Consider the following 23,841-nt stretch of genomic DNA (forward strand, 5'->3'; position numbering starts at 1 on the left):
CGGGCCGCCGCCGACAGCCAGGCCCTGGCGGAGGCCGACCGCCTGCGCCGCTCGCTCCTGTCCGCCGTGGGCCACGACCTGCGCACCCCGCTCGCGGCGGCCAAGCTGTCGGTCTCCTCGCTGCGGTCGGGGGACGTGGACTTCGGCCCCGAGGACACCGCCGAGCTCCTGGCGACCGTCGAGGAGTCGGTCGACCACCTGGCGGCGCTCGTGGACAACCTGCTCGACTCGTCGCGGTTGGCGGCGGGCGCCGTCCACCCCTCCCCCCGGGAGGTGGACGTGGAGGAGACCGCGGTGACGGCCCTGGTCACCGCGACGGTGGGCCGCAAGTCCGACCGCCAGCGCGTCACCGTGGACACCGATGGGGCCACGGTGTGGGCGGACCCCGGCCTGCTGGAGCGCGTCCTGGCCAACCTGCTGGACAACGCGCTGCGGCACGCCCCGGAGTCGGCGGTCCGGTTGACCGCGCGCACGTTGTGGGACACCGGTCGGGCGCGGACGCTCATCGCCGTGGCGGACGACGGCGAGGGGATCGCCGCCCCGTCACGGGAGGCGGTCCTCCGCTCGTTCCACCGCGAGGGCGACACCAACGCATCCTCCGGGATCGGCCTGGGACTCTCGGTGGTCCGGGGCTTCGTGGAGGCGATGGGCGGCACCGTGTCGATCGACGAGACCCCGGGCGGGGGCACCACCGTGGAAGTGGACCTGCCCGCCTGCCGGGATGCCGGAGGTGCGTCCACGTGACCCCGACCGTGCTCGTGGTGGACGACGACCCCCAGCTCCTGCGCGCCCTGCGCATCAACTTCCGGGCCCGGGGCATGACCGTGGTGACCGCGGAGACGGCGGCCGACGCCCTGACCCGCGCCGCCGAGTGCGACCCCGACCTGATCATCCTGGACCTGGGCCTGCCGGACCTCGACGGTATCCACGTGCTCCACGGACTGCAGGGGTGGTCCCGGGCCCCGGTCCTGGTGCTGTCCGCCCGCCCCGACTCCTCCGACAAGGTCCGGGCACTGGACGCCGGCGCCGACGACTACGTGACCAAGCCGTTCGCCATGGACGAGTTCTTCGCCCGCGTCCGCGCGGCCCTGCGACGGGCCAGCAGGGACGACTCACCGGGCGACGCCGTGATCGAGACCCCCGGGTTCACCATCGACTTCCGCACCTCCACGGTGACCCGCCACGGCCAGACGCTGCACCTCACCCCCACCGAGTGGGGCGTGCTGGAGATCCTCGCGCGCAACCCCGGCAGGCTGGTCACCCAGCAGGAGATCCTCCGCGCGGTCTGGGGCGAGGGGTACCAGAAGGAGACCCACTACCTGCGCGTCTACATGGCCCAGCTGCGCCGCAAACTCGAGGACGACTCGGCCGCGCCCCGGCATCTGGTCACCGAACCCGGGCGCGGGTACCGGTTCGTGCCGTGAGGCGGGGGCGCGGCCGGGGCCGTGAGCCGGCACCGGGGCCGGGGCCGACTGATACTCGCGGGGCGCACACCTAGCAGCAGGAGCTGAAGTAGATGTACCCCGTTTTCAAAAACGTCGTCTCAGCTATCGCAAACGGGCAAGTCTATGCGGAGCTTTGCTTAGAGAACTGAACCAGCGGCTGCCACTCTTAACGAGGTCTCAGCCTAAATTGCACACCGCGTCGGATGTTCGACTGCACGTCGAAAGCTACCAAGAGAATGACACGGCTTCGCCCTGCAAAGGCGCCAGAGTGCTCAGGGTCGGTCCGCGTTTGGATGACGCCATGGTGCAGAGACACTCCTCGACCCTGTGGAAACGACGTCCTTGACCGGCATATTTGAGCGGCTAGAAACTAACTCCGGGCCGCCACCGTGCACCAGGCCTAAGGCACGTGCCACCGCGGCAGACGAAAGGACCGCCAAGGCAGATCCATCACTAACCAACTCGAATCGATCATCAACCACAGGGCCCTTCAGCCCGCGTGACTATCCAAAGTCACCTAGCTTTCCATGAGTCCCCCTCAATTACTCGAGGTATAGACTCAGCCCCCTCTATGAGAGTCAGCAATTTGCTGCAACGACGGTCTGAATCCCATGGGTCCGTGAACAGCTGGCCCTCTAGAGGGATAGGAATAGGAAACAAGTTCGGCAAATCAAATATCTGGTAGACACACTTATCACTTCGTTTCCACATCATAACCCCCCTGCTAAGAAAAGTACTTTCCGGTTAGTGATTCGCATACAATTGCGCCACCGATCAAGTTCTCGCAGGCAGAAGGCCGCTAAGACGATAGTTTCACAGATTGGAGGCTCAGATCATGCTCCACCTGTGCTGGGTGCCCACTCGAACATACATATCGGATCGTTCGCCGTGCGATCATCATTAAAACCACGAATACTATAGCAATTGAACCACCTTCAAGCAGCCTCCAGACATCTAGATTAAATATACTAATAGAATTCCTTCCCACCACCAACCAGGCACTCAGGGCCAACGCGACCGAACAGAAGCCTAGAGTTAGAACTGTCACCAACAGAACATTAAATGAGGCCCGCGAAATCATGTCAGAGTGAATTCTGGCGACCAACAGCGTCACAAGAACAGCAGGAGCCCCTACCAATATTGCAATACCAGATCCCTCGAGACCGTCCGGCGAAGCGGCAAACAGCCTATGCGACAGAACCACCACAACAAAAGTGTAAACAGCTGCAACAAGAGTCCACCCAAGAAGGCCTGGGGGCACTTCGCTTAGTTCAAATCTGGCCTTGATCGACTCGTAGCTATTTTTAAGACCATCCCGGGAGTAATCGCTAGCCCTCGGATAGCAAAGACTGAACCCAACCGATTCCCTACTCTTTCGTTCCACGACGACGCGGACCGATGTGGCGTCATCGCTCCCCCGCTCTGAGTCTTTCGGTTTAGAGCTTTCGGGCGGCCCGACTGAACGAAGATACATCTTTGACGGGATCGAGTAAGTGAAGTAGACACTTCTTGCGTCAAGTAGGCTCGGCATCTGCTCCACCACGCGTTTTGGATGCACGCCAAGCAGTCGGCGCGCAGATTCGGATACCCCCCGATCCTCCGTCCTCGGTTCAGAAATGTACTCCACTTCCACGTTCCAATGATCCATTGTGGAATTGGTTAATTCTACACAAATTGGACGATACAACTCAAGGAAACGTAGCCATGTTCCGAAGTGTTCCGCGCGAGAGTAGCCAGATCGAGCCAATTCTCCTTCAATCCAGCGTCGTAACGAACGCTCTTCGACGATCTCTGGGACCCCGATTGCGAAGTCTCGCCCCTCCGCGATCGCAATCGTCAAATGAGGCCAGACTTGCCAAGGTTTCAACGTTGATCCCTCGGGTAGATCCGGGTTTTTCCCAAGGATCTCTATCATTTCCAGCACCATAATCTGCGCCATCGCTAGGTCCGTGAGCCGGACCGACTGTGGAGACACTGGAAGGCCGTCGATAGAAATACGCAAACTCGAGTTTAGTATTCCGCGGCGCAACCAGTGGACACCGACAATTGGCATGTTGCCGTCATTGCTTTCCCCCGCGTCAATCTGCAACAGTTGGCGTTCGATCATTCTCGAAACACGATGCTTCAGCAATCCGTCTGCATGGCTGACCTCGTGACGAAGACGAGCTGTGTACTGGTAGTAGGATGCCAAGATTGCAGGAGCGGACTTTAATATTCGCTCGAATCGGGGATCGTCGGTCTGTTTCTTCATTTCCTTGATCCAGTCGTCTATTCCGTCCACGTAATCGGCGCATTCAAGCCGAAGGGTGTCACTAGGAGGTTCTTTTCTTTGCCACAATGAGCTGTCCGCAGCAACATCGATTAAAGCGGACACAGCCAGTGCGACCAGTCCGATAATGAGGGCTGCAGTGAGGCCGTACCAATCAAAGAAGAACATGAAGGCGATTATTGCAACGACGATAAAACCAAAAATCCAACGGCCATCAATTAGCCAACTCTCAAGTCTTCTAAGACGATGCGTCATCCCGAGCCTTTCAGAAATTAACACGCAACGGCTTTATTGAGCCCGAAGCCTTTCGCGCATCTACCGGTTCCTACCGGATAGTAACCGTATTCCTACACGGATTGGGACGAAAACGAGCACCCTCTGTCTAGCAGTGTCATCGATTCATCGGCGCCTACCAGTTGCCGCACTGGCTCTTCCAGTTGCACCTGAGCGGCTCGCTGAACTTCTGCTGCGAGCGACTTCGAGACGAACGACTCCTACCTCGACATGATGGCGCTCCCCTCCCTTCGACCAGCAGCGGCCAAGAAGCGAGCGACCGGCCGTTACTGGACCTTCACCGCCCGCGAGAGCAGGTTCTGCTGTCCCACACCGCATCTCACCGTTCCGCAGGTCCGCGCGCAGAACGGTCATTACCCTGCCTGACATGAGTCAAGGTGCGTCACTCCTGCGGGTCGGGATCGCTTATGTCATCGCCATCGGCGCCGGGTTGGCGTGGCTGCTGTGGGGGCTGGACAGCGGCCAGCTGTGGCTCGACGGCCTGATCGCCGACCTCATCGCGACGGTCGTGATCTTCGCCTTCAGCCGCTTCTACGGGAACTCCACCTTCTACGACGCCTTCTGGTCGGTCATCCCGCCGCTGCTGGCGTTCTACTGGTGGATCGCCGCCGACGCGGGCGTCAACGACGTCCGCTGGTGGCTCATGATGATCGTGCTGTTGGCCTGGGCCGTGCGCCTGACCGCCAACTGGATCCGCACCTTCCCCGGCATGCACCACGAGGACTGGCGTTACCCGATGGTCCGCGAGCGGGCCGGCCGCTTCGAGTTCGTGGCCGACCTCATGGGCATCCACGTCTTCCCGACCCTGCAGGTCTTCGCCGGACTCATCCCCGTCTACGTGGTGGCGACGCGGGCCGGTGAGCCGCTCGGGTGGCTGGACTTCGTGGCGTTCGGCGTCGGCCTGGCCGCGCTGGCCCTCGAGACGATCGCCGACCTGCAGATGCACCGCTTCATCGCCACACGCACTCCCGGGCAGGTCATGGACACCGGCGTGTGGTCGTGGTCCCGGCACCCGAACTACTTCGGCGAATGCGGGATCTGGTTCTCCATGGGCCTGTTCGGCCTCGCGGCCTGGCCCGGCGCGTGGTGGGTGTTCGTGGGCACCTTCGCCATGGTGGCGATGTTCCTCGGCGTGAGCATCCCGATGATGGAGCAGCGCAGCCTGGAGCGGCGACCCGAGTACGCCCGCGTGGTGGAGCGGGTGTCCGTGTTCATCCCGCGCCCGCCCAGGAAGCGCCCGCAGGAGAAGAGCCGGACCACGACCTCCGCGTGAGCCGCCCCCGGATCGTCGTGGTGGGCCTCGGGGACACCGGGGTCCTCACCGCGATCGCCCTGCGGAGACTCGGCGACGTCGTGGGCATCACCGCCAAGCCGGAGTTCGTCAGCGGCCAGGAACTGGGCCTGCGGTTGGCGCGGCCGGAGGCGTGGACCCGCGACTACCGCGTCGCCTACAGCAGGTTCCGCGGCCTCGACCATGTCCGCATCGTGCACGGCAGCGCGACCGCCCTCGACACCGAGAACCGGATCGTGCGCGTGAGGCTCGCGGACGGCGCGGTAGGTGACGGCACTGCGGGTGACGGCACGGTCGCCGAGGAACCGTACGACGCCCTAGTCATCGCCACCGGGGTGACCAACGGGTTCTGGCGCCACCCCACCCTCCAGGATTCCCGCGGCGTCGACGCCGACATCTCCCTCCCCCACCAGCGCATCGCCGGCGCGGACACGGTGGCGATCATCGGCGGCGGCGCGGCGGCCCTGAGCTCGGCCGCGCAGGTGGCCGAACGCTGGCCCGCCAAGACCGTGGACGTCTACTTCCCCGGCGAGCGGGCGCTCCCCCATCACCACGACCTCGTCTGGGACCGGGTGCGCACGCGCCTGGAGGACCTGGGCGTCGGCCTGCATCCCGGTCACCGCGCGGAGCTTCCGGGTGGGAACGGTGACGGCGGGTGTGCGAGCCGCGACGGCCTTGATGACGACGACGACCACCTCACCAGCGCCACCGTGAGCTGGACGACGGGTCAGGCACCGACCACAGCAGATGTAGTGATCTGGGCCATCGGCCGCGTCACGCCCAACACCGCGTGGCTGCCGGCGGAGATGCTCGACGACCGGGGTTTCGTCCGCGTGGAGCCGACGCTACGGGTGTCCGGGTTCAGCGATGTCTTTGCCGTCGGTGATGTGGCCGCAACCGACCCGCTGCGCACCTCCGCCCGCAACCGCGGACACCTCCTGGTCGCACGCAACATCCGCGCGCACCTCGAGGCCAGGCCGCTGCGCGACTACCGGCCACCGAAGCGCCGTTGGGGCTCGGTGCTCGGCCCGCTGCGCGACGGACTCATCGTGTTCACCCCGCCCGGCCGGGGTGTCCGCGTCCCCGCCCCGGCGTCCGACGTGGTGCTCCAACGACTCATCACCCACCAGGTGATCTACGGCGGGGTGCGCCGGCGGGGGCGGTGAGTGCCGGCGGGCTCGGCGGACCCAGTGAGTCGTGGTGGGAGTCGGTGAGGGTCGGTGAGTTCCGGTACCGGGCGGCGAGGGCCTGTGACCCGGCGCATGGGCTCTGACCTGCACGTCGGGTCGTGCGGTCGCACGGTCCCGGCGGCGGCGCTAAGTTCGAAGCATGCCTGAATTCACTGTTCCCGGATTGTCCAACTCTGATTCCTCGACGCTCGTAGACACGCTCCAGAAGCGACTCACGGCGTGCAACGACCTGCACCTGACCCTCAAGCACGTGCACTGGAACGTGGTGGGCCCCAACTTCATCTCGGTGCACGAGATGCTCGATCCGCAGGTCGAGCTGGTCCGCGGCTACGCCGACGTGCTGGCCGAGCGCATCGCGACCCTGGGCGGCTCGCCGGTGGGCACGATGGGCGCCAACGCCGACCACCGCTCGTGGGACGACTACTCGCTGGGCCGCGACACCGCGCAGGCGCACCTCGGTGCCCTGGACAAGGTGTACGACGGGATGATCGGCGACCACCGCAAGGCCATCGCCGTGGCCGGCGAGGTGGACCCGGTGACCGAGGACATCCTCATCGGCCAGACCGCCGAACTGGAGAAGTTCCAGTGGTTCGTCCGCGCCCACCTGGAGAACGCCTCCGGCTCACTGCCGACCGCCGACGACGCCACCGAGAAGGGCGCGGCCCGCGACGCCACGGCGTGATCGCACGCGGCTGACCCCTCCAGCACGAACCGACGGGCCGGACTCCCCCACCTGGGAGTCCGGCCCGTCGTCTGTCGTCGGGGCAGGGTGCCGGGCCGCGAGGACGGCCGCGGGGGTCGCGGTGGGGGTACGCAGCCGGGCGCCGCAGACGGTGAACGCCGGGCGCTGACGCCAGCGGTGGCGCAGGGGACCCGGGGGCGACCAGACTCACTGCGTGCCCAATACCGACCTGATGTTCGCGGTCATCGGCGCGGCCCTGCTCATCGGGTCGTTCCTCCCGCGCCTGCTCCGCGAGCGGGTGCTGTCCGCGCCGATCGTGGTGGTGGGCGTGGGCATGCTCATCGGCTGGCTGATGCCCACCGAGTCGCAGCTCGTCGACGTGATCGAGCACGCGGAGCTGGCCGAGCGGATGGCCGAGATCACCGTGATCGTGGCGCTCTTCGGCGTGGGCCTGGCACTGGACCGTCCTCTGAGCCTGCGCGGGTGGACCACCACGTGGCGACTGCTGGCGATCGGCATGCCCCTGTCCATCGCAGGAGTGGCGGTGCTGGGGTGGTGGGTACTGGGGCTGACCCCCGCGGTCGCCGTGCTGCTCGGGGCGGTGCTCGCCCCGACCGACCCGGTCCTGGCCTCCGACGTGCAGGTGGAGGGTCCGAGCTCCGGGGAGGAGGTCGACGACGAGCACGACGAGGCCCGCTTCGCCCTGACCTCCGAGGCCGGGCTCAACGACGCCCTCGCGTTCCCGTTCGTGTACCTCGCCATCTATCTGGCGACCAAGGGGGATCCCGGCGAGTGGCTCCTGGGCTGGGTGGCGTGGGACCTGGTGGGCAAGACGGTCATCGGCGCGGTGGTGGGCTACCTCCTCGGCCGGCTCATCGGGGCCGCGGTCTACCGCGTGCGGGTGGGCGACCACCGGCTGGTGGGATTCGCCGAGCCCGCCGCCGCCGTGGCCACGCTCCTGCTGGCGTACGGCGTCGGCGAACTGCTGGGCGGCTGGGGCTTCCTCGCCGTGTTCTGCGCGGCGCTCGGGGTCCGCGCGTCCGAGCGTGACGACGAGCGCCACGAGCACTTCCACGAGTTCGTCGAGTACACCGAGCACCTGCTCACCCTGCTGGTCCTGCTGGTGATCGGCGCCTCGTTCATCTCGGACGCGCTCCCCCGCCTGCACTGGACCCACGTGGCGGTGGCGGCCGGCGTCCTGCTGGTGGTCCGACCGATCGCCGCCTGGGTCTCGCTCCTGGGGGACCACAAACTCCGCCGCGACGAGCGGATGGTGGTGTCGGTGTTCGGCGTCCGCGGCGTGGGCTCGCTGTTCTACCTCTGCTACGCGATGGGCTTCTTCCCCAAGGAGGACGGCTGGTCGCTGTGGCCGGCGGTGTCGCTGGTCATCATCGCCTCACTCGTGCTCCACGGCGCGAGCGCGTCCCAGGTCATGCGCGCGCTGGACCGCCGGCGGGCCCGGGCGGCGAGCTGAGCAACGCAACGGCGCGCCCGCGGCGAGTTGCTGCTGCCCGGGTTGGCTCACGGCGGCCGGGCGGCGCGTCACCGGCCGGGTCACCCTGCCCCGGCCGGTGACGGGGCGGAGCCAGGCTATTCACGCAGCGCAGCGAGGAGATCCTGCGCGAGGATGAATGTAGCGACGGCGACTTGTTCGGGTTCCCCGATGCCCTCTTCGGCGCGACCTGCCATGGTCGGTCCGAGAGCATCCGGACTTTGGGCGAACAGTTTGTCGAGAAAGTTGAGCGCATCTTCTGTGGTCGCTCCGCAGAGCTCGTGGGCCTGCAACCGTGAGAACACCTCGGCGAGGTCACGTGTCTCGAATGCCTGGAGGAGCCGGTAGGCATCGTGTGCGTCTTTGTCGTTGAGTCGGTGCGGGGTATCGGCTCGCTCGGCGATCTTGTGCAGTTTGGCGACCAGCAGTGCTGCGGGTCCAGCGACCCGGAGGCGGGCCCAGCGCTCATCTCGCGGATCGAGTGCGGGTACGTCCATCTCATCGTTGTCGACCATGCACGCCTCAAGTCCCCTGGCTCGGCGGGCTGCGTGCTTGGAATGCGGTGGAATTCTTGCACCGCGGGCACCTCGAGGACCCCCGCCGGCAAGCTCTTCCGGGACCATGAGGTCCACGGGTATCCCTTCTCGATTGAGCCAGGATCCTGGTTGATCGGAGCGGTAGAAGCCCGCTCGCGTCATGGCTTCGTCGAGGAGGGGCTCGTCTGCAACGGTGCGAGGGTCGAGCGCGACGTCACTGTCTTTCGTCGCTTCCGCGAGTGCAACCTGTAGTCCGCCTGTCCGGAGGTAGACGGCTTGGGCTCCGATCAGGACGAGAGAGTCCCGATGCTCGAACAATGCCTCGGCCGCGTCCAGAAGTGCCGACCGCGCCCGGACGATCAAGTCGCCATCGTCACCGCCAGGATTGTTCATGTGCCTTCATCCATTCGAGTAACTCGTTCGCCTCCGCGGGCGCCCGTCCGGGCCCGGCCATGAGGTCCACAGCCACCTGGGCCGGGCGCGCGACGGTGAGTCCCTCTAGTGCGGACATCGCGCGCTCCATGACGACCGGATACTTAGGTTCAATCAGCAACACGTTCGCTCCTGCTTCGGTGCCACGCAGCCCCCATTTCGCGGCTTCACGCTCGGCGTTTCGGACGTACACCATCGCCGACCTCGCTGGCGCGTAGGCAGCCCACGCTGCTGCTGCCACGGACCCGGTCACCGCGTAGTCAGCTTCCTTGTCCTCGCGCACGGTATCGAGAAGGTCGGACAAACCCCTGGGAGCGATCCAACGCGTCACCGTATTGGTCCGGAGAAGTTGGTAGTCGTCGCTCCACCTGCGCAGAAGAGCCACCCAGTCGGGCACAAGGAACTGGCGGTCGGGAAGCCGCTCGGCAAGCTCCTGCTCTTCGAGGAACTGCATCACCCGGTACACCGACCCCACCGAGGCCCGAGAGATGTCGGCGAGTTCGCGCACGCGCCACGGGCCGGGGATATCAACGAGCGCTCGGACCACCTTTGCGGCGGGTTCTCCCTTCAGGGTGCCCCTCGGACGCCCCGGCCCTCGCCAGGGATCACTGTCGGCACCTCGATCCGATAGGAAGAAGGCGGGAGAAGAGGACCGGACCCTCATATTTCCCGTCGCGTCGATGTACGAAATTCCCGCTTCGTCGAGCCGCGTACGGTCGGCAGGCGCGAGATAACGAGTCACCACCAGACACGCCCTGCTCGGCACCTGGGCCATACTCTCGCCACACCTCTCCCGAAGCGACGGTATGTCTCGGGCTACGACGGCGTTCTTGACGGTGACGCAGAACCTAGCGGTGCTCCCATCAGGAGCTACGACGATCATCAGAGACTCAGCGCCGCCAAGGGACGATGATGTAGCAGCCTGGCTTACATCGATCTCCCACTCAGCCGGGACTCTCGCACGGAGCGCTTCGGCCGCCGAGTTGACGAGTTCCACCTCCGAGAGTGGTCTGGAACTTAGCGTGCTGCCGACGGTCATGTTCAGAGAATAGCCGCATTCCGAAACCAACGGAAGGCGGGAGTTTGCTGAATCCGTCCAGCCGCTGGCCCCTTACGCTCCTCGGTTGAGACTCACCTCCCCCTACACCTGCCGCGCAACCTCCGAGGCGACCAGCTCCAGGTGGTCGAGGTCGGACATGTCGAGGACCTGCAGGTAGATGCGTGTCGCGCCGATCGCCGCGTACCGGCCGATGGTGTCGACCACCTGATCCGGGGTTCCGGCCGCGCCGTTGGCCCGCAGTTCGTCGACCTCCCGGCCGATGGCGCCGGCGCGGCGGGCGAGCTCCGCCTCGTCCCTACCGCAGCACAGCACGAGGGCTGCCGAGCGCACGATCTCCCCCGGTGCGCGGCCGCGCTCGGCGCACGCCTCGTCGACGCGGCGGTACTGGGTCGCGACGGTGTCGACGTCGGCGAAGGGCACGTTGAACTCGTCAGCGAACCGGGCGGCGAGCGCGGGGGTGCGGCGTTTGCCGAAGCCACCGACGATCACCGGCGGTCGCTGCTGCAGCGGCTTGGGCAGGCCGGGCGAGTCGACCAGGTCGGTCCGCTTCCCGCGCACCGTGACCGTCTCCCCCTCGGGGGTCCACCACAGCGTCTGCAGAGCGCCGAGGGTGTCTTCGAGCATGTCGAACCGCTCGCCGATGGGCGGGAACGGGATGCCGTAGGCGGTGTGCTCGTCGCCGTACCACCCGGCGCCCAGGCCGACGTCCAGGCGACCCCCGGACATCTGGTCGACCTGCGCGAGCGAGATCGCCAGCGGGCCGAGGTGGCGGAAGGTCACCGAGGTCAGCAGGGTGCCCAGCCGGATGGAGCTGGTCTCCCGGGCCAGACCGGCCAGGGTGAGCCAGGCGTCGGTGGGACCGGGCATACCGCTGACGTCGCCCATCTTGAGGTAGTGGTCCGAGCGGAAGAACGCCTCGTAACCCAGGTCCTCTGCCGCGCGGGCGACCGCGAGCTGGTCGGCGTACGTGGCGCCCTGCTGGGGTTCGACGAAGACGCGCAAGCTCACCTTCCCGTCAGAGGGCAGGTCGGTAGCGGCGCTGGGCGCGGCGGTGACGCTGGGCGCGGCGGTGGCGCTGGGCGCGGGCTGGTTGGAGTCGACTGACATGACGTCCAGAATGCCTCCGCCCGATCAGGCGTGCCAGGCGTCGGGGGGACGAGACGAGACAGGCGCGCTCAGTGCACGCTCACGGCGCGTTGGCGCTCGATCAGCCGCCGTACGCGCTTGACCACTAACCAGACCACCAGGATCGCGATGATCACCACCACCGCGTTGGACAGCACCCCGCTCCACCGCTCCAGCGCGGGCTTGATCGCCGGGCCGAACGCGAACCCCGTGCCGATCCAGATGGCGTTCCACACACCTGATCCGATGAGCGTGTACGCCGTGAAGTGCGTGACTGGCATCTGGTTGATCCCCGCGGGTATCGAGACGAACGAGCGCACCAGGGGGACGCAGCGCCCCAGGAGCACGGCCACGCCGCCCCACCGCTGGAAAAAGGCCTCCGACTTGTCGAAGTCCTCGTAGTCGAGCAGCGGGATCCTGCCCACCAGGCTCCTGGTGCGATCGCGTCCGAGCGCGGCGCCGACGGCGTACCAGATCCAGGCGCCGATCAGCGCGCCCGCGGTGGCCGCCACCCAGGCGAGGGTGAAGCTCATCCGCCCCTCGTAGGCGAGGAACCCGGCCCCGGGCAGCACCGCCTCGGACGGGATCGGTGGCAGGAACGTCTCGAGCAGGATCGCCAGGCCCACGCCGAGCTCGCCCAGCGTCTCCATGAGGTTCAGGACCCATCCGATGAACCCGCTGTACTCGGCCGAGGGTTCGACCGACGGTGCCGCGGCAAGGGTGATCACATCGATGTCCGTTTCTCCCACGCTCGGGGCCCGCCGAGCGTCTCTGGTCGCGGGGCCGGGTGTCCACGGCCCGGTCGCGGTGCAGCGCATGGCCGGCAACCGTTGGAGAATACCGGCCCAGAGTCCGGGGGTGGCCGAGAGATTTACTGGCGTGAACGGCCGACGGGGCCGCGCAGTGTGCGAGTAGTACGGCAAACCGCCTAGGAGACTGCTGAACAAAGGCGGTGGCTCGCCTGCGGTGTTGGTGCCGGCTTGAAATGATGTGGGTCATGCAGGGTGAGTCGGATCGGCAGCGCGAGTTGCTGGACGTGGAGTCGGTGGCGGGGCATCTGCTCGAGCCCGGCAGCGTGTTCGCGTTGCTGGCCGAGCATCGAGATCGCCTGTTTCCGGCGGAGTTGTTCGCAGATCTGTTTCCTTCGGGCCGGGGCCGGCCGTCGATCCCGGGTGAGGTGATCGCCTCGGTCATAGTGCTGCAAGCGCTGTTCGGCCACTCGGACCGTGAGGCGGTCGATGCGTTGACGTTTGATCTGCGGTGGAAGGCCGCATGCGGGTATGCGGTCGATGCGAAGGGATTTGATTCGTCGACGTTGACCTACTGGCGGCGCCGGTTGGCGGCCAGTGACCGACCGCAGCGGATCTTCGAGGTGGTGCGCCAGGTCATCGCCGAGACCGGGGCGGTCAAGACCAAGACCCGCCGCGCCCTGGATTCGACGGTCCTGGATGACGCGGTGGCCCGTCAGGACACGATCACCCAACTCATCGCCCAGATCCGTCGGGTCGGCCGCGAGGTGCCGGGTGCGAAGGAACTGATCGCCTGCGAGTGCACCAGGCTGGCGGCAGTGTGCGGGCAGGACTACACCGCGCCCGGTAAGCCCCGCATCGCCTGGGATGACCAGGCTGCCCGCGACGAGCTGGTCTCTGCCCTGGTCGCGGACGCTCTGGCACTGCTTGAGGCTCTGGATGTTGAGGCGATCACCGCCGCCGGCGGCAGACCGGCCGAGGCGGTGGCGCTGTTGGCGCTGGTGGCCGGTCAGGACGTCGAGCCCGCCGACGACTCTGATGGCACGGACGGGCGCTGGCGTATCGCCCGCCGCACGGCACCGGATCGAGTGATCTCCACCGTGGACCCTGATTCCCGGCACGCGCACAAGACCCGGCAACGGCGCCAGGACGGGTTCAAGGCCCATATCGTGGTCGAGCCCGACACCGGCCTGACCACCATGTGCGCGCTGACCAAAACAAACGGGCCGACCAACTCCGATGCCGCGGTCGGTGCGGAGCTGGTCACCACCGATCCCACCATCGGCGCCGACGAGCAGATCGAAGTGCTCGGCGATTCCGCGTATGCCAGCGGCGACATGCTCCACGCCCTGGCGGGAAAGCAGTGGCTGCCCCTGGTCAAACCGTGGCCGCTACGGCCTACGGTCGAGGACGGGTTCACCCTCGACGACTTCACCTTCGACGCCGCGGCGGGCACGCTGACCTGCCCCGGCAACATCACGCGGACGGTGACAGTGCACGGCCGCGCCACCTTCAAAGCAGCCTGCCGCGGCTGCCCGCTGCGCCAGCGGTGCACCACCTCGGCCACGGGACGCAGCGTGCTGCTCGGCGAGCATCACCTTCTCCAGCGCCAGCACCGCCAGCGGGCTGGTGACGAGGACTTCAAGACCGTCTACCGACAGCACCGCCCCATGGTGGAGCGCTCGATCGCCTGGCTCACCCGAGGCGCTCGCCGCGTGCCGTACCGCGGGGTCGACAAGAACAACAACTGGCTCCACCACCGCGTCGCCGCCCTCAACCTGCGGCGACTGCTCGCCATGGGCCTGACCCACCAGAACGGAACCTGGGCCCTGGCCTGACCAGCACGTCAGGGCCGCCCCCGGGCAGAGGCTCGAACGACCCGCCACGAGCACCACCACCGGATCACCGACCCCGGATATCTCAAGCCCCGCACTCCGCGCCCCGGCCAACCGGCCCCTCACCCACAGAGAGCCGCATCCCGCGCCCCTAGCAAGACAGCTTGTTCAGCAGTCTCCTAGGCCGAGCGATCCCAGAATAGGGGCCGCGAGCGATCCGATAGCGAGGGAGCCGAGCGAGCCGAGTGCATCTGAACCCATGGTGGACGTCCTTTCGGGCGGGTACGTGTGGTGAGGTGGCGCCGTTGGCGCCTGCCCGGCCGATGGTAGCAGCGGTGTGGCGCACACCACACCGGTGAACGAGGTGGCGTGGTGGGTATCGGGCGCGCTATTTCGGAAGGGAGAGTCTCGGCTACCGACGCTGTCCGCAACCTCACGAGCGCGACCGCGAGCATAGGGTGAGCGCATGCCGCTGAATCGACTCGATGCCTATCTGGAGCCCTTGGACACGTCAACGGTGACCGGCATCAAGGGCGTCGCTCTGATGATCGACGGGCGGCCGCTGGCAGATCACGCCGGGGACGTCGAGGCCTCAGAGATCCGGGCGGGGAAGACGGATGGCCCCGCCGGGTCGTACCTCCCGATGTTCGTCGCGGAGGTGAAGGGTCCCGGGCACTTTCTCGGCCGACCCGAGATTTCGCGCTTCGGCGACGGAGACACCGTTCTGCTGGGGTGCGTCTGCGGGACCTGGGACTGCTGGCCCCTGACAGCTCGGGTCGAGGTCCGTGACGACGTCGTCGTGTGGCACGGGTTCCGGCACGGATTCAGGGAGTGGGACTACGAGGCACTCGGACCGTTCGTCTTCGACCGCGAGGCCTACCACGAGCAGTTCGCGGCAATCGACTGGTCCGACACCGGGATCCCTCCAGGCGGGTGGTGACGCCGGCGCATCGCTACTGTGACGCTCGTGGCGACTAATCGCGTCGAGATGGCGTTGGATCCAGCACTGGCCGACGCGTTGATCGGATCCCCCTACTTCCATGCCGGCTTCCGCGCCTTCGCCGACCCTCACGCTGCACACGTGTACCGCCTGACTCCGACCCCTCCGCTTAGGGAGGGCGACACCGTCCAGTGGCCCGGTCGAGGAACGCGTGCCCGTCGACTGCGGCAGAAACCGCCCTCGCTGAGGCCGTTCGGCACCTGGCGCGACTTCTTCCTCCGCAGACGACGCCCTCGCCTCGCGCGCCCGTACACCGTGCAGTCCCGCGGTCCCATGCAGCTGACGCTTCGACGTCCACGCGGGGGCACAGTGACGTTCACGATCGAGCGATCGGACACCGAGCACCACGCGGTGATCTGCATCGAGTCAGACCTGCCCGCCCGGATGACCCGGCTCCTGCTCGACTACCTCGCGGCCGAGGGACGGGACTGGCAGCACTTCCTCCGTAGCGGGATCCGGCCCCTGACCCGGGATCCCCACCTCGACTGGGTCCGGCAGCACCGTGGACTGGGTGAGATGCACGGGCAATTCGCCGAGGACTCGGTGGGGAACTGCGGTTTTCCGGCCCTGCTCTTGGTCCGCCATCAAGCCCGCACGGATGAGCGGAACGTCACCTGGACCGAGGTCGCCAGAGCGAATGGCGTGACGATCTCGCCGTCATCGATGTGGTGGGACCTCGCCGTCACCAAGGGAGATCCCCCGCCTCAGGATCCGTACGATGCCTGCGACGACCGTTTCGGGATGCCGCTCGAGGGCGCAGAAGGGCTTGCCGAGATCGGGGCGCTCTTCGAGGTTCTCGCCGGCCACACCTCCACACCCGAGGAGGCGTTCGGGGCGGTCTTCGAGACCTCAGGTCTTGCCTGGCACACCTACGGACCGGGCCCCGACCACTCGGTGGCGTACTACACCAGCGACCCCGACGCGCAGATCCACCCGCAGCTCACGGTGGTTCCTGCCTCCCAGATCTGCTCACCCGAAGTGGAGCTGGGGCGCAGCATGAAAGTCCTCCAGACCACGGTCACCGGTGTCCCCGCGATGACGGGCCTCTCCTCCGGCCGCTTCCGCGGCGTCGATGCCCTGTGGCCCGACGGCCGGGAGTGGCTCCTGGTCACCGACATCGACTGGGCGTACTCCGTGATCGGGTGCGATCGAGCAACTGCCGACGCGCTCCTCGCTGCCGATGGAGTCGAAGCGGTTGAGCTCACCTGACTCGTCGTCGTCCTCACAGGGCATCCCCGCTCGCCCGCCGCCACCGGGCGATGCGATTGATGCGATGCGATGCGATGCGATTGATGATGGTTGGCGAGATCTGAGGTGACCGGTCCACGATCGTCCCCCGTCGTTCAGAATCGTCTCGTGAGAGAAATCGGTCTTCCCCACCCCGACGCGATGGCCCCCAGGTGGTCCGCTCTGGCTGCGGTGCTCGCCGCGTACGGGCCCCGGTGGGCGGAGTCCGCCTACTCGGACGGCTCCACCTGGCACTACGACGACGGCGGCGGCAACTGGGCCGACATCCGGTTTGTCAGCGATCAGCGGGCAGTGCTCCTCGGCCACGACCACGAGTACTCCACCACGTACTTCCGCTCCGCCGCGGAGTACTTCGGCGAGCCCGAGACCGACCTCCTGGCCGGCTGCCCCCCGTGGTGGGCGGACGCGATCGGCGACTACCTCGAGCGCATAGACACCCACGGCATGTGGATCGGATTCATCTACGGGTACGACGGCGGCACGTGGACGCGCGCCGACTACGACGGCGACGACGGCTTCACCTCCCTGAACCTGCCGCTACTCGACGACCGGCCCGTACTCAAGCAGATCTTCGACCAACTCACGATGTCGATCGGGGGTCGCCCTGCCGCGGCAGACCCAGACCCGCGAGGCCTAGACCGGATGCTCGCCGAATGCCCTGACCTCAGCGCCGCCACGGCACAGGCGCTCCTGGGCGGGAGAGAGCTCGACGTGGACGCGGCCCTCCGCGCCGCCCACCAGTTCCGACGGAGGAGCTGAGGGCTCGGGCCCCGCGCCTATAACGACGACTTTCGCGTGTTTCCGGCCGGGGGTCCGGTCGCGGCTGCGGTGGCCGGCACCGCCGTAGGGTTCCTCACCGCTCGCACTGCTCCTTCAAAATGGAACTAGAGACCCACGGCTGCCCGACTGGCGGCATGCGTAAGGCCAGGGTCCCGGTCTGCCCCGGGTGCACCTGGCCTTGCGTCTCGCCCGACCCCCACGGTGCCGTGCTCCCAGCGCATCATACCCGGCCATATCCTCGGAGCAATGCCAATCTATTGGAGCGGAATAGAGACGAAACCAACGTTGATTGGACCGTGCTTCCATCCTCGCCGCGGGCCATCCGCCCACGGCGACCCAGATACCCATCCAGATTCACCAGCACTTCCAGTTCTCGGAACGCGCAGTTGTCGACCCACGCCAAACACGCACTGGCTTGAACCGTGACGATCTATTGAGAGGGATTCGCACGATAGAAACCGTGCGCCGGCTACTGGCGATAGTCGAAGGCAAACTCCGGGAAGCTATTTAGCTAATGCATCGATCTACTGGCTTTTCGACTCAGCAGTCACTCTTGTCCTGCGAGCGAACAGTCAGCCGGTAGCGGAGCTGGGCCTCATTTCGACCGTCTGACTTCCAAGACCCGTCAGAAAGCTGTGCCGCTCTCAGATTCCTGACTTCTCGTTCCATAATTTCGATCAGCTTGTATGCGTCATAGCTCGGCCATAAATTCTTGGTACCAGCCCATGCCCACGCTCGCCCATTCGAACCCGGACACCCGCCTGTCTGCAACATTCGTACTTCAACGCACGATCCAGAATCGGGCAGGCTTCGTCTGTCGGCCTCGCGATATCGGCCCAACGCACCTCTGGCGGCGCAAAGGGATGGGAAATCTCCACTTACAAGCAAGACATTATTTGTGCTCAAAATCAGTTTCCTGAGGTGCTCCAAAGACACCTCAAGCCCCTGCTGTTTGACCCCTTTTCCGCTTGGCCAATAGCTAGAATGGGGATAGGCAGTAAGGAAATCAAAGGGACGAGGTCGGGCATCAGATGGCAGGCGATAATCTCGAATTCCGTTACCCAGAACCGTACAGACAGGGCCCCCAATAAGATCGTGTGGAAAATATATATTAGTCCACGTCGTTACCGCAAACACTCCTGCATGATGAATTCGCATTGCCGTCGGAATCTTTGGCCCCTTGACCTCATACCGAACAGTGTTGCGATATCGAGTCCGACCGCGATCCGTTACTTGCACAGTCGGAGGGTTAGACGGAATAATCCGACGCCTCCTGCGGAAAATAAGGTCCCCTGCTCCGTCGGCCAGTAGCAGTTCAGCGTGCGCCAATGGCGAACCAAGTGTGACAAAGTCCGAGACAATCCAGCGGCCGTCTAGATCTGAGTTAACCAATTGATTACTTGCAAGATCTTGACGGTCACGAAGCAGCCTTTGAACATCCCTTTGTGCAGCGACCCACAGCTCTAGAGCTGCCCCGCCCTCAGCGATCTTAGTGAGCCCCGAGTGTGCGTCCTGACTCGTACCCTTTCCCGCGCCTGCGCCCTCGTGCGTGCGACTTGGCGGGTCTACGAGATACAGCAACTTTTCAATTGCTTGAATTACTTCTGCTCGTTTATCGCGGCCTACTTTGTCGCGGCCTTCGTCCAGTGGCAAGGGGAGTTTGCGCGACACTTCCGAGAAGTACGAATGCAGCGCATCGTAAGCAATTACGCTTCCCAAACTGTGGCCCACTAGCACTATCTTGTCGAACATGGGACGGCCAGTCGTGGGGTCAATTTCTTCGTGGAGGGTTCGAAGAATTCTTACCAACCCTGAACGAATTTTTTCCCTCTCTCTTATGTTGTCTGGCTCATTGGACAAGTACCGAGCCGCGTCTCCAACTCCGCCCAACAGGAACTTAGCCAAAATCGTGGTAGCAAGAATAGACGCAACAGGTGCTGCAATCGAAGTAGCTACAGCCAGAGGCTGGAAAGCGACCCAGGCAGTCCACAATGCAACGCAGAAGGCACCCACGACGATAGCCCCGGGCAACCCGTACCACAACAAACGGCGTCGCAATGATGAGGCGCTCACGTAGGTTTCCTTCCTGCCGCTGGCGGAGTCCTCCGACTTTTGCCTCGATTTAATGCGCGCGGCAATAACCATGGAAAGAGCTGCAGCAACTCCGACGAGTGCTGCCCATAGTAGCCGCTCCCACAGGAATTCCTCTGTCGACCAATCCGGAACGAGAACAACCACGATCAGAGCAATAATTAAGGCCCAAGCGAGCAACCCGCGCGCGTACCAAATCAATCCCACAGAATTGATCGCCCAGAAATACCCCGCAGTTGCCAAAACGGCCAATAGAATCGCCCCGACCCGAATCGCGAAATCGGAAACTCCCAAATAATTCTGATTTACGAAGAGTTGGCCACCAATGGGTGCCAATAGAATAACTACCAGCATCAACGCAGCAACCAGCAGACGGTAAACGCGGCCCTTGTTGCCAATTAGTGTTTCGTTCTCCGAAAGATTCTTTAGCGCACTCCTCCTTAGGATTAGTCCACTGACCCAGCCAATCAAGTGCTTCCAGCTAGTGTCGCGGAACCGGTACGCCCAGTAATACTCGTAAAAGGTTGTAGTTCGAGCCCAATCCACTTTCTTGAATTTTGTCGAACCGGCAGGGAACTTCGGCTGGATTGGATATCTCTGCTCAGGTTGATCATTCCGCGTATCAACACTAATTCTTCGGGAATAAGTCCGGCCAGAGATCGAATCCGGGTTTATGAACCAACGAGGTCGCGAAGACGGGGGAAGAATGCCCGATCCGCTACCGTCGCCTACGAATCGCAAGAGGGTTTCGAGCGGCTTCTGTTCGCCGATGCCGTGAACCACTACGACTGCTGTCCGAGGGAGTGCCGGCATGAAGTTCCCCTATCACTGAGCAGCTTTGAATATCATAGGCCTGCCCTCATGGTCTTGTATAGGGTCGCCGTAATATGAGGTGGCGGGAACACTCATGAGACTTGAGGTGTCCAATCTGGCACTAATTGATCCACAAGATTGCGTCGTCGTGAAGGCGGACCTCGGCCTAAGGGGCAGCGGGGGCCTCCGAGATCCATTGCACTCCGAAGCCTCTCCCCGACTCGGTTCCAAACCTTGGCTCGAGTTTCTTAGAGATCCCCGAGTATCCAGTCCGGTCTAGAGCAAGCCTCGGGCGATTCAAGATGTTGCCCTGGTTTGAGGAATATCCTCACAGTGACTTCCCGCACCCACGCGCTTCACTGCGAGGTAGCCCTACGTCATCACTGCCGCAGCCGACCGCTCTTTGGCACCCCACCCCGAACAATGGCCGCAGTCTGCGGCTGCGATCTGAACCGTTCGGTGCCAGAGTGGACCCATGGCGAGCAAGGGCGGCAAGGAGTCGGTCGAGGTCGACGGGCGGACCGTGCGGTTCACCCACCCCGACAAGGTGCTCTACGACGCGACCGGCACCACCAAATCCCAGGTCTTGGAGTACTACCTCGCCGTGGCGCCGCACCTCATGACGTACGCCGGCCAGCGTCCCGTGACGCGCAAGCGCTGGCCCGACGGCACCGAGGACAAGTCGTTCTTCGAGAAGAACCTGCCCTCCCACGCGCCCGAGTGGGTGTCGCGGGTGGCGATCGAGCACTCCTCCCGCACGGTCACCTACCCGGTGCTCGACTCCCCCGCCACGCTGGCGTGGTTCGCCCAGCAGGCCGCGCTCGAGCTGCACGTGCCGCAGTGGACACTGTCCGACGGCGAGCCGGGGCGGACACGACGCATCGTCATTGACCTGGACCCTGGCCAGGACGTCGACCTGGATACGACGGCGAAGGTCGCCCTGCGCGTCCGAGATCTCCTCACCGAGGCGGGCCTGGACTCCTACGCCGTGACCAGCGGATCCAAGGGCATCCACCTCTACGCCCGCCTGGACAAGGCCGTCTCTTCCAAGGGCGCCTCCGCCGTGGCCAAGCAGATCGCGCAGTCCCTGGCCAAGCAGACGCCGGACCTGGTCACCGCCACCATGAAGCGCTCGATCCGCGACGGGAAAGTCTTCGTGGACTGGAGCCAGAACAGCGGCGCCAAGACCACCGTGGCGCCCTACTCCCTGCGCGGGCGCGCCGAGCCGTGGGTCGCGGCCCCGCGGTCGTGGGAGGAACTCGGCGACGGTGGGCTCACGCACCTGCACTGGGACGAGATGCTCAAGCGGCTGGAGTCCGAGGGCGACCTGCTCGAAGGCCTGGAGGGGCCGGCGAAGAAGGGCGGCGCGTCCACGAAGGGTGCCGCCAAGAAGACCGCCGCCAAGAAGTCGTCGGCCTCGCGGGCCAAGAAGTCGGGAGGCAGCAAGAAGAGCTCGTCGTCGTCATCAGAGGACGGGGACCCCGAGCGCGGCGGTTCCGATTCTTCCGGCGCCGATTCCGACGGTTCCGATTCTGGCAGCGATGACTCCGGCAGCGAAGACTCCACCCGCGCGGCGGCCGAGGAGGGCTGCGACGCCGGACCGACCGACGCCGATGCGGTGGTGACCAGCCTCGAGGAGTACCGCCGCAAGCGCGATCGCCGCAAGACTCCGGAGCCGTTCGACGGTGAGGTGGACACCGACCGCTCCGACGGCGACGGCCCGATCTTCGTGATCCAGGAGCACCACGCCCGCCGCCTGCACTTCGACCTGCGGCTCGAGCATCACGGCGTGCTGGCCTCGTGGGCCGTGCCCAAGAATCTGCCCACCGAGCCCAAGGACCGGCGGCTGGCGGTCAACACTGAGGACCACCCGCTGGGTTACGAGACGTTCGAGGGCACCATCCCCAAGGGCGAATACGGCGCCGGGACCATGACCGTCTGGGACCGCGGCACCTACGAGTGCGAGAAGTGGCGCGAGGACGAGATCATCGTGTGGCTCAACGGCGACAAGGTCTCCGGTCGGTACGTGCTGGTGCGCACGAGTGCCGAGAAGAACCAGTGGATCGTGCAGTACATGAAGGACCAGTCGCCGGACTCCTTCTACGGCGGGCGCGACAACCCGAAGTCGTCTTATCCCACGGACGATGATCGTTCCGGCGGGTCAGACAAGGCGTCTTCCCGCGGCTCGGACAAGGCGGCTACCCGCAGCTCGAACAAGCCAGCCTCGCGAGGTTCGGGCGATGAGCCGACCCGCGACTCGGACCTGGCCGGCCGCCCCGACGCTCCCCCACTGCCGATGATCCCCACCTCTGGGTCCGTGACGTCCCTGCCCGAGGACAAGTGGGCCTTCGAGGGCAAGTGGGACGGCTACCGCGTGACTGTGGCGACCGATGGCCGGCAGAGTCGGTTGATGAGCCGCAACGGCAACCCGATGGACTGGCTGGCCGACGGCTTCCCCGGGCTGGCGCAGGCGATCGGGAAACCCGCGGTGCTCGACGGGGAACTCGTGGTGCCGGGCCCGGACGGCGTGCCCGAGTTCTCCGCACTGGCCAAACAGGCCGCCGCGGAAGGTGACGACTCGTCGATCGGCCCGGTGCACCTGTTCGTCTTTGACGTGCTGGGACTCGACGGCGTGGATTTGCGCCGCGAGCGGTGGGATCGGCGTCGCGAGGTGTTGGACCTGCTGACTCCGGCACTGGAAGAGGTCGAGCGAGTGCACGTACCAGGAGTTCTCGACGGCCCCGGCGACCGCGCACTGGACGAGGCAGAGGAGTTCGGCTGGGAGGGCATCGTGGCCAAGCGCCGGGACTCGCACTACCAGTCGGGCAGGCGGGCCAAGACGTGGCTCAAGGAGAAGCTGCTCACCACCACCGAGGCTGTCATCGGCGGCTGGCGACCGGGCAAGGGTGGGCGTTCCGGTTCACTCGGTTCACTGCTGCTCGGGCTGCCCGCACAGACCGGGCTCACCTACATCGGCCGCGTGGGCACCGGCTTCTCCGACCGACAGGGCAAGGCTCTGCTCGAGGAGCTCGAGCCCCTGCGCCGCCGCTCGAGTCCGTTCCTCGAGGACCTGCCGTCCGACGCCCGTCGTGACGCCATCTGGGTGCTGCCCAAGCTCGTGGTGGAGGTCCGGCACCAGGGGTTCACCGAGGACGGGGTGCTGCGGCAGTCGTCGTGGCGGGACATCCGGCGCGACAAGCTGCCAGGGGACCTGTGAGGCACGGTCCCGATCGCCCGCCGTCCGTGGACCGCCCTGACCGGTTCGCGGCACCCCGCCGCGCTGGGAAGGGAAGCCCCCGCACATGACCGCCCCTGATCCCCAGAGCCCGGCCGCCACTATCTCCGCCCTGGGTTCCGCCACCCACTCGCTCAGCGACCTCTCCACGCTGCCCGCGGCACCCGGGCTATACGCGTGGTGGGCGGCCCCAGAGATACTGCCGCAGCTCCCCGGCCCCGCTCATCCGGACAAGATAGTGCCCCGTGATGTGGTGGGAATCGGTTCCGCGTCT

Annotated in this window: 17 protein-coding genes and 1 pseudogene; 12 read left to right on the plus strand and 6 right to left on the minus strand. The window is 65.5% G+C overall.

Going from position 1 to position 23,841, the window contains the following annotated elements; genetic code table 11:
• Both G6031_RS11990 and G6031_RS11995 read left to right on the plus strand, forming a co-directional pair.
• Window positions 1-744 (plus strand): ATP-binding protein (locus tag G6031_RS11990; protein ID WP_241737323.1); only part of this gene is annotated, 744 nt, incomplete at its 5' end.
• Entirely contained in the window at window positions 741-1,424 is a 684-nt protein-coding gene (locus tag G6031_RS11995; protein ID WP_182653372.1) for a response regulator, read from the plus strand. The genes G6031_RS11990 and G6031_RS11995, both read left to right, overlap by 4 nt.
• A gap of 820 nt (window positions 1,425-2,244) precedes the next feature.
• Here G6031_RS11995 and G6031_RS12000 read toward each other — a convergent pair.
• Window positions 2,245-3,993, minus strand: coding sequence for a hypothetical protein (locus G6031_RS12000; protein ID WP_182653373.1), 1,749 nt, complete (start codon window positions 3,991-3,993; stop codon window positions 2,245-2,247).
• Window positions 3,994-4,375: 382 nt separating this feature from the next.
• Between G6031_RS12000 and G6031_RS12005 the strand changes: the two genes are divergently transcribed.
• The 4 genes from G6031_RS12005 (at window position 4,376) to G6031_RS12020 (ending at window position 8,645) form a co-directional block, all read left to right on the plus strand.
• The gene (locus G6031_RS12005) at window positions 4,376-5,281 is read left to right on the plus strand and encodes a DUF1295 domain-containing protein (protein WP_182653374.1); all 906 of its coding nucleotides are present in this window, start codon (window positions 4,376-4,378) and stop codon (window positions 5,279-5,281) included.
• Window positions 5,278-6,465, plus strand: a complete 1,188-nt coding sequence (locus tag G6031_RS12010) for an FAD-dependent oxidoreductase (protein WP_182653375.1) — start codon at window positions 5,278-5,280, stop codon at window positions 6,463-6,465. The genes G6031_RS12005 and G6031_RS12010 overlap by 4 nt, the downstream gene beginning before the upstream one ends.
• 163 nt (window positions 6,466-6,628) lie before the next feature.
• The gene (locus G6031_RS12015; RefSeq protein ID WP_182653376.1) at window positions 6,629-7,171 is read left to right on the plus strand and encodes a DNA starvation/stationary phase protection protein; all 543 of its coding nucleotides are present in this window, start codon (window positions 6,629-6,631) and stop codon (window positions 7,169-7,171) included.
• 214 nt (window positions 7,172-7,385) lie between these two features.
• On the plus strand, window positions 7,386-8,645 hold the full coding sequence (locus G6031_RS12020; RefSeq protein WP_182653377.1) for a cation:proton antiporter: 1,260 nt from the start codon (window positions 7,386-7,388) through the stop codon (window positions 8,643-8,645).
• A 116-nt stretch (window positions 8,646-8,761) separates the two neighbouring features.
• Here the strand turns inward: G6031_RS12020 and G6031_RS12025 are convergent, their stop codons facing one another.
• The 4 genes from G6031_RS12025 to G6031_RS12040 form a co-directional block, all read right to left on the minus strand.
• Window positions 8,762-9,592 (minus strand): hypothetical protein, encoded by an 831-nt coding sequence (locus G6031_RS12025; protein ID WP_182636574.1) that lies wholly within the window; start codon window positions 9,590-9,592, stop codon window positions 8,762-8,764.
• Window positions 9,573-10,670, minus strand: coding sequence for a hypothetical protein (locus tag G6031_RS18930; RefSeq protein WP_241737324.1), 1,098 nt, complete (start codon window positions 10,668-10,670; stop codon window positions 9,573-9,575). Before G6031_RS18930 ends, G6031_RS12025 begins: the two co-directional genes overlap by 20 nt.
• A gap of 102 nt (window positions 10,671-10,772) precedes the next feature.
• Window positions 10,773-11,699, minus strand: a complete 927-nt coding sequence (locus tag G6031_RS12035) for a TIGR03560 family F420-dependent LLM class oxidoreductase (RefSeq protein ID WP_182653384.1) — start codon at window positions 11,697-11,699, stop codon at window positions 10,773-10,775.
• A 167-nt stretch (window positions 11,700-11,866) separates the two neighbouring features.
• Window positions 11,867-12,544 carry a VTT domain-containing protein gene (locus tag G6031_RS12040; protein WP_182653378.1) on the minus strand — a complete coding sequence of 226 codons (678 nt, stop codon included), beginning with the start codon at window positions 12,542-12,544 and terminating at the stop codon, window positions 11,867-11,869.
• 269 nt (window positions 12,545-12,813) lie between these two features.
• Between G6031_RS12040 and G6031_RS12045 the strand changes: the two genes are divergently transcribed.
• From G6031_RS12045 to G6031_RS12060, 4 genes are all read left to right on the plus strand, one after another.
• Complete coding sequence (locus G6031_RS12045) at window positions 12,814-14,403, plus strand: IS1182 family transposase (protein ID WP_182653379.1); 1,590 nt, start codon at window positions 12,814-12,816, stop codon at window positions 14,401-14,403.
• A gap of 463 nt (window positions 14,404-14,866) precedes the next feature.
• A complete protein-coding gene (locus G6031_RS12050; protein WP_182653380.1) occupies window positions 14,867-15,340 on the plus strand; it encodes a hypothetical protein in 474 nt (157 codons plus the stop codon).
• A 369-nt stretch (window positions 15,341-15,709) separates the two neighbouring features.
• Window positions 15,710-16,609: a hypothetical protein gene (locus G6031_RS12055; RefSeq protein WP_179523338.1), complete on the plus strand. Its 900-nt coding sequence runs from the start codon at window positions 15,710-15,712 to the stop codon at window positions 16,607-16,609.
• Window positions 16,610-16,756: 147 nt separating this feature from the next.
• A complete protein-coding gene (locus tag G6031_RS12060; RefSeq protein WP_347238488.1) occupies window positions 16,757-17,407 on the plus strand; it encodes a hypothetical protein in 651 nt (216 codons plus the stop codon).
• A gap of 561 nt (window positions 17,408-17,968) precedes the next feature.
• On the opposite strand, the gene G6031_RS12065 is transcribed toward G6031_RS12060, so the two are convergent.
• Entirely contained in the window at window positions 17,969-20,302 is a 2,334-nt protein-coding gene (locus G6031_RS12065; RefSeq protein WP_182653381.1) for a hypothetical protein, read from the minus strand.
• A 505-nt stretch (window positions 20,303-20,807) separates the two neighbouring features.
• Here G6031_RS12065 and G6031_RS12070 point away from each other — a divergent pair.
• Together G6031_RS12070 and G6031_RS18670 are read left to right on the plus strand one after the other, a co-directional pair.
• A complete protein-coding gene (locus tag G6031_RS12070; RefSeq protein ID WP_182653382.1) occupies window positions 20,808-23,549 on the plus strand; it encodes an ATP-dependent DNA ligase in 2,742 nt (913 codons plus the stop codon).
• An 85-nt stretch (window positions 23,550-23,634) separates the two neighbouring features.
• Window positions 23,635-23,841 (plus strand): annotated as a pseudogene (locus tag G6031_RS18670) (GIY-YIG nuclease family protein); the annotation flags it as partial.

This window comes from Dietzia sp. CQ4 (assembly GCF_014145125.1).
In the GTDB taxonomy this organism is placed as follows: Bacteria; Actinomycetota; Actinomycetes; order Mycobacteriales; family Mycobacteriaceae; genus Dietzia; species Dietzia natronolimnaea.

Coding starts and splice junctions, on each gene's coding strand:
- G6031_RS12005 (WP_182653374.1), top strand. CDS start 4,376: ATGAGTCAAGGTGCGTCACTCCTGCGGGTCGGGATCGCTTATGTCATC.
- G6031_RS12015 (WP_182653376.1), top strand. CDS start 6,629: ATGCCTGAATTCACTGTTCCCGGATTGTCCAACTCTGATTCCTCGACG.
- G6031_RS12025 (WP_182636574.1), bottom strand. CDS start 9,592: ATGAACAATCCTGGCGGTGACGATGGCGACTTGATCGTCCGGGCGCGG.
- G6031_RS18930 (WP_241737324.1), bottom strand. CDS start 10,670: ATGACCGTCGGCAGCACGCTAAGTTCCAGACCACTCTCGGAGGTGGAA.
- G6031_RS12045 (WP_182653379.1), top strand. CDS start 12,814: ATGCAGGGTGAGTCGGATCGGCAGCGCGAGTTGCTGGACGTGGAGTCG.
- G6031_RS12050 (WP_182653380.1), top strand. CDS start 14,867: ATGCCGCTGAATCGACTCGATGCCTATCTGGAGCCCTTGGACACGTCA.
- G6031_RS12070 (WP_182653382.1), top strand. CDS start 20,808: ATGGCGAGCAAGGGCGGCAAGGAGTCGGTCGAGGTCGACGGGCGGACC.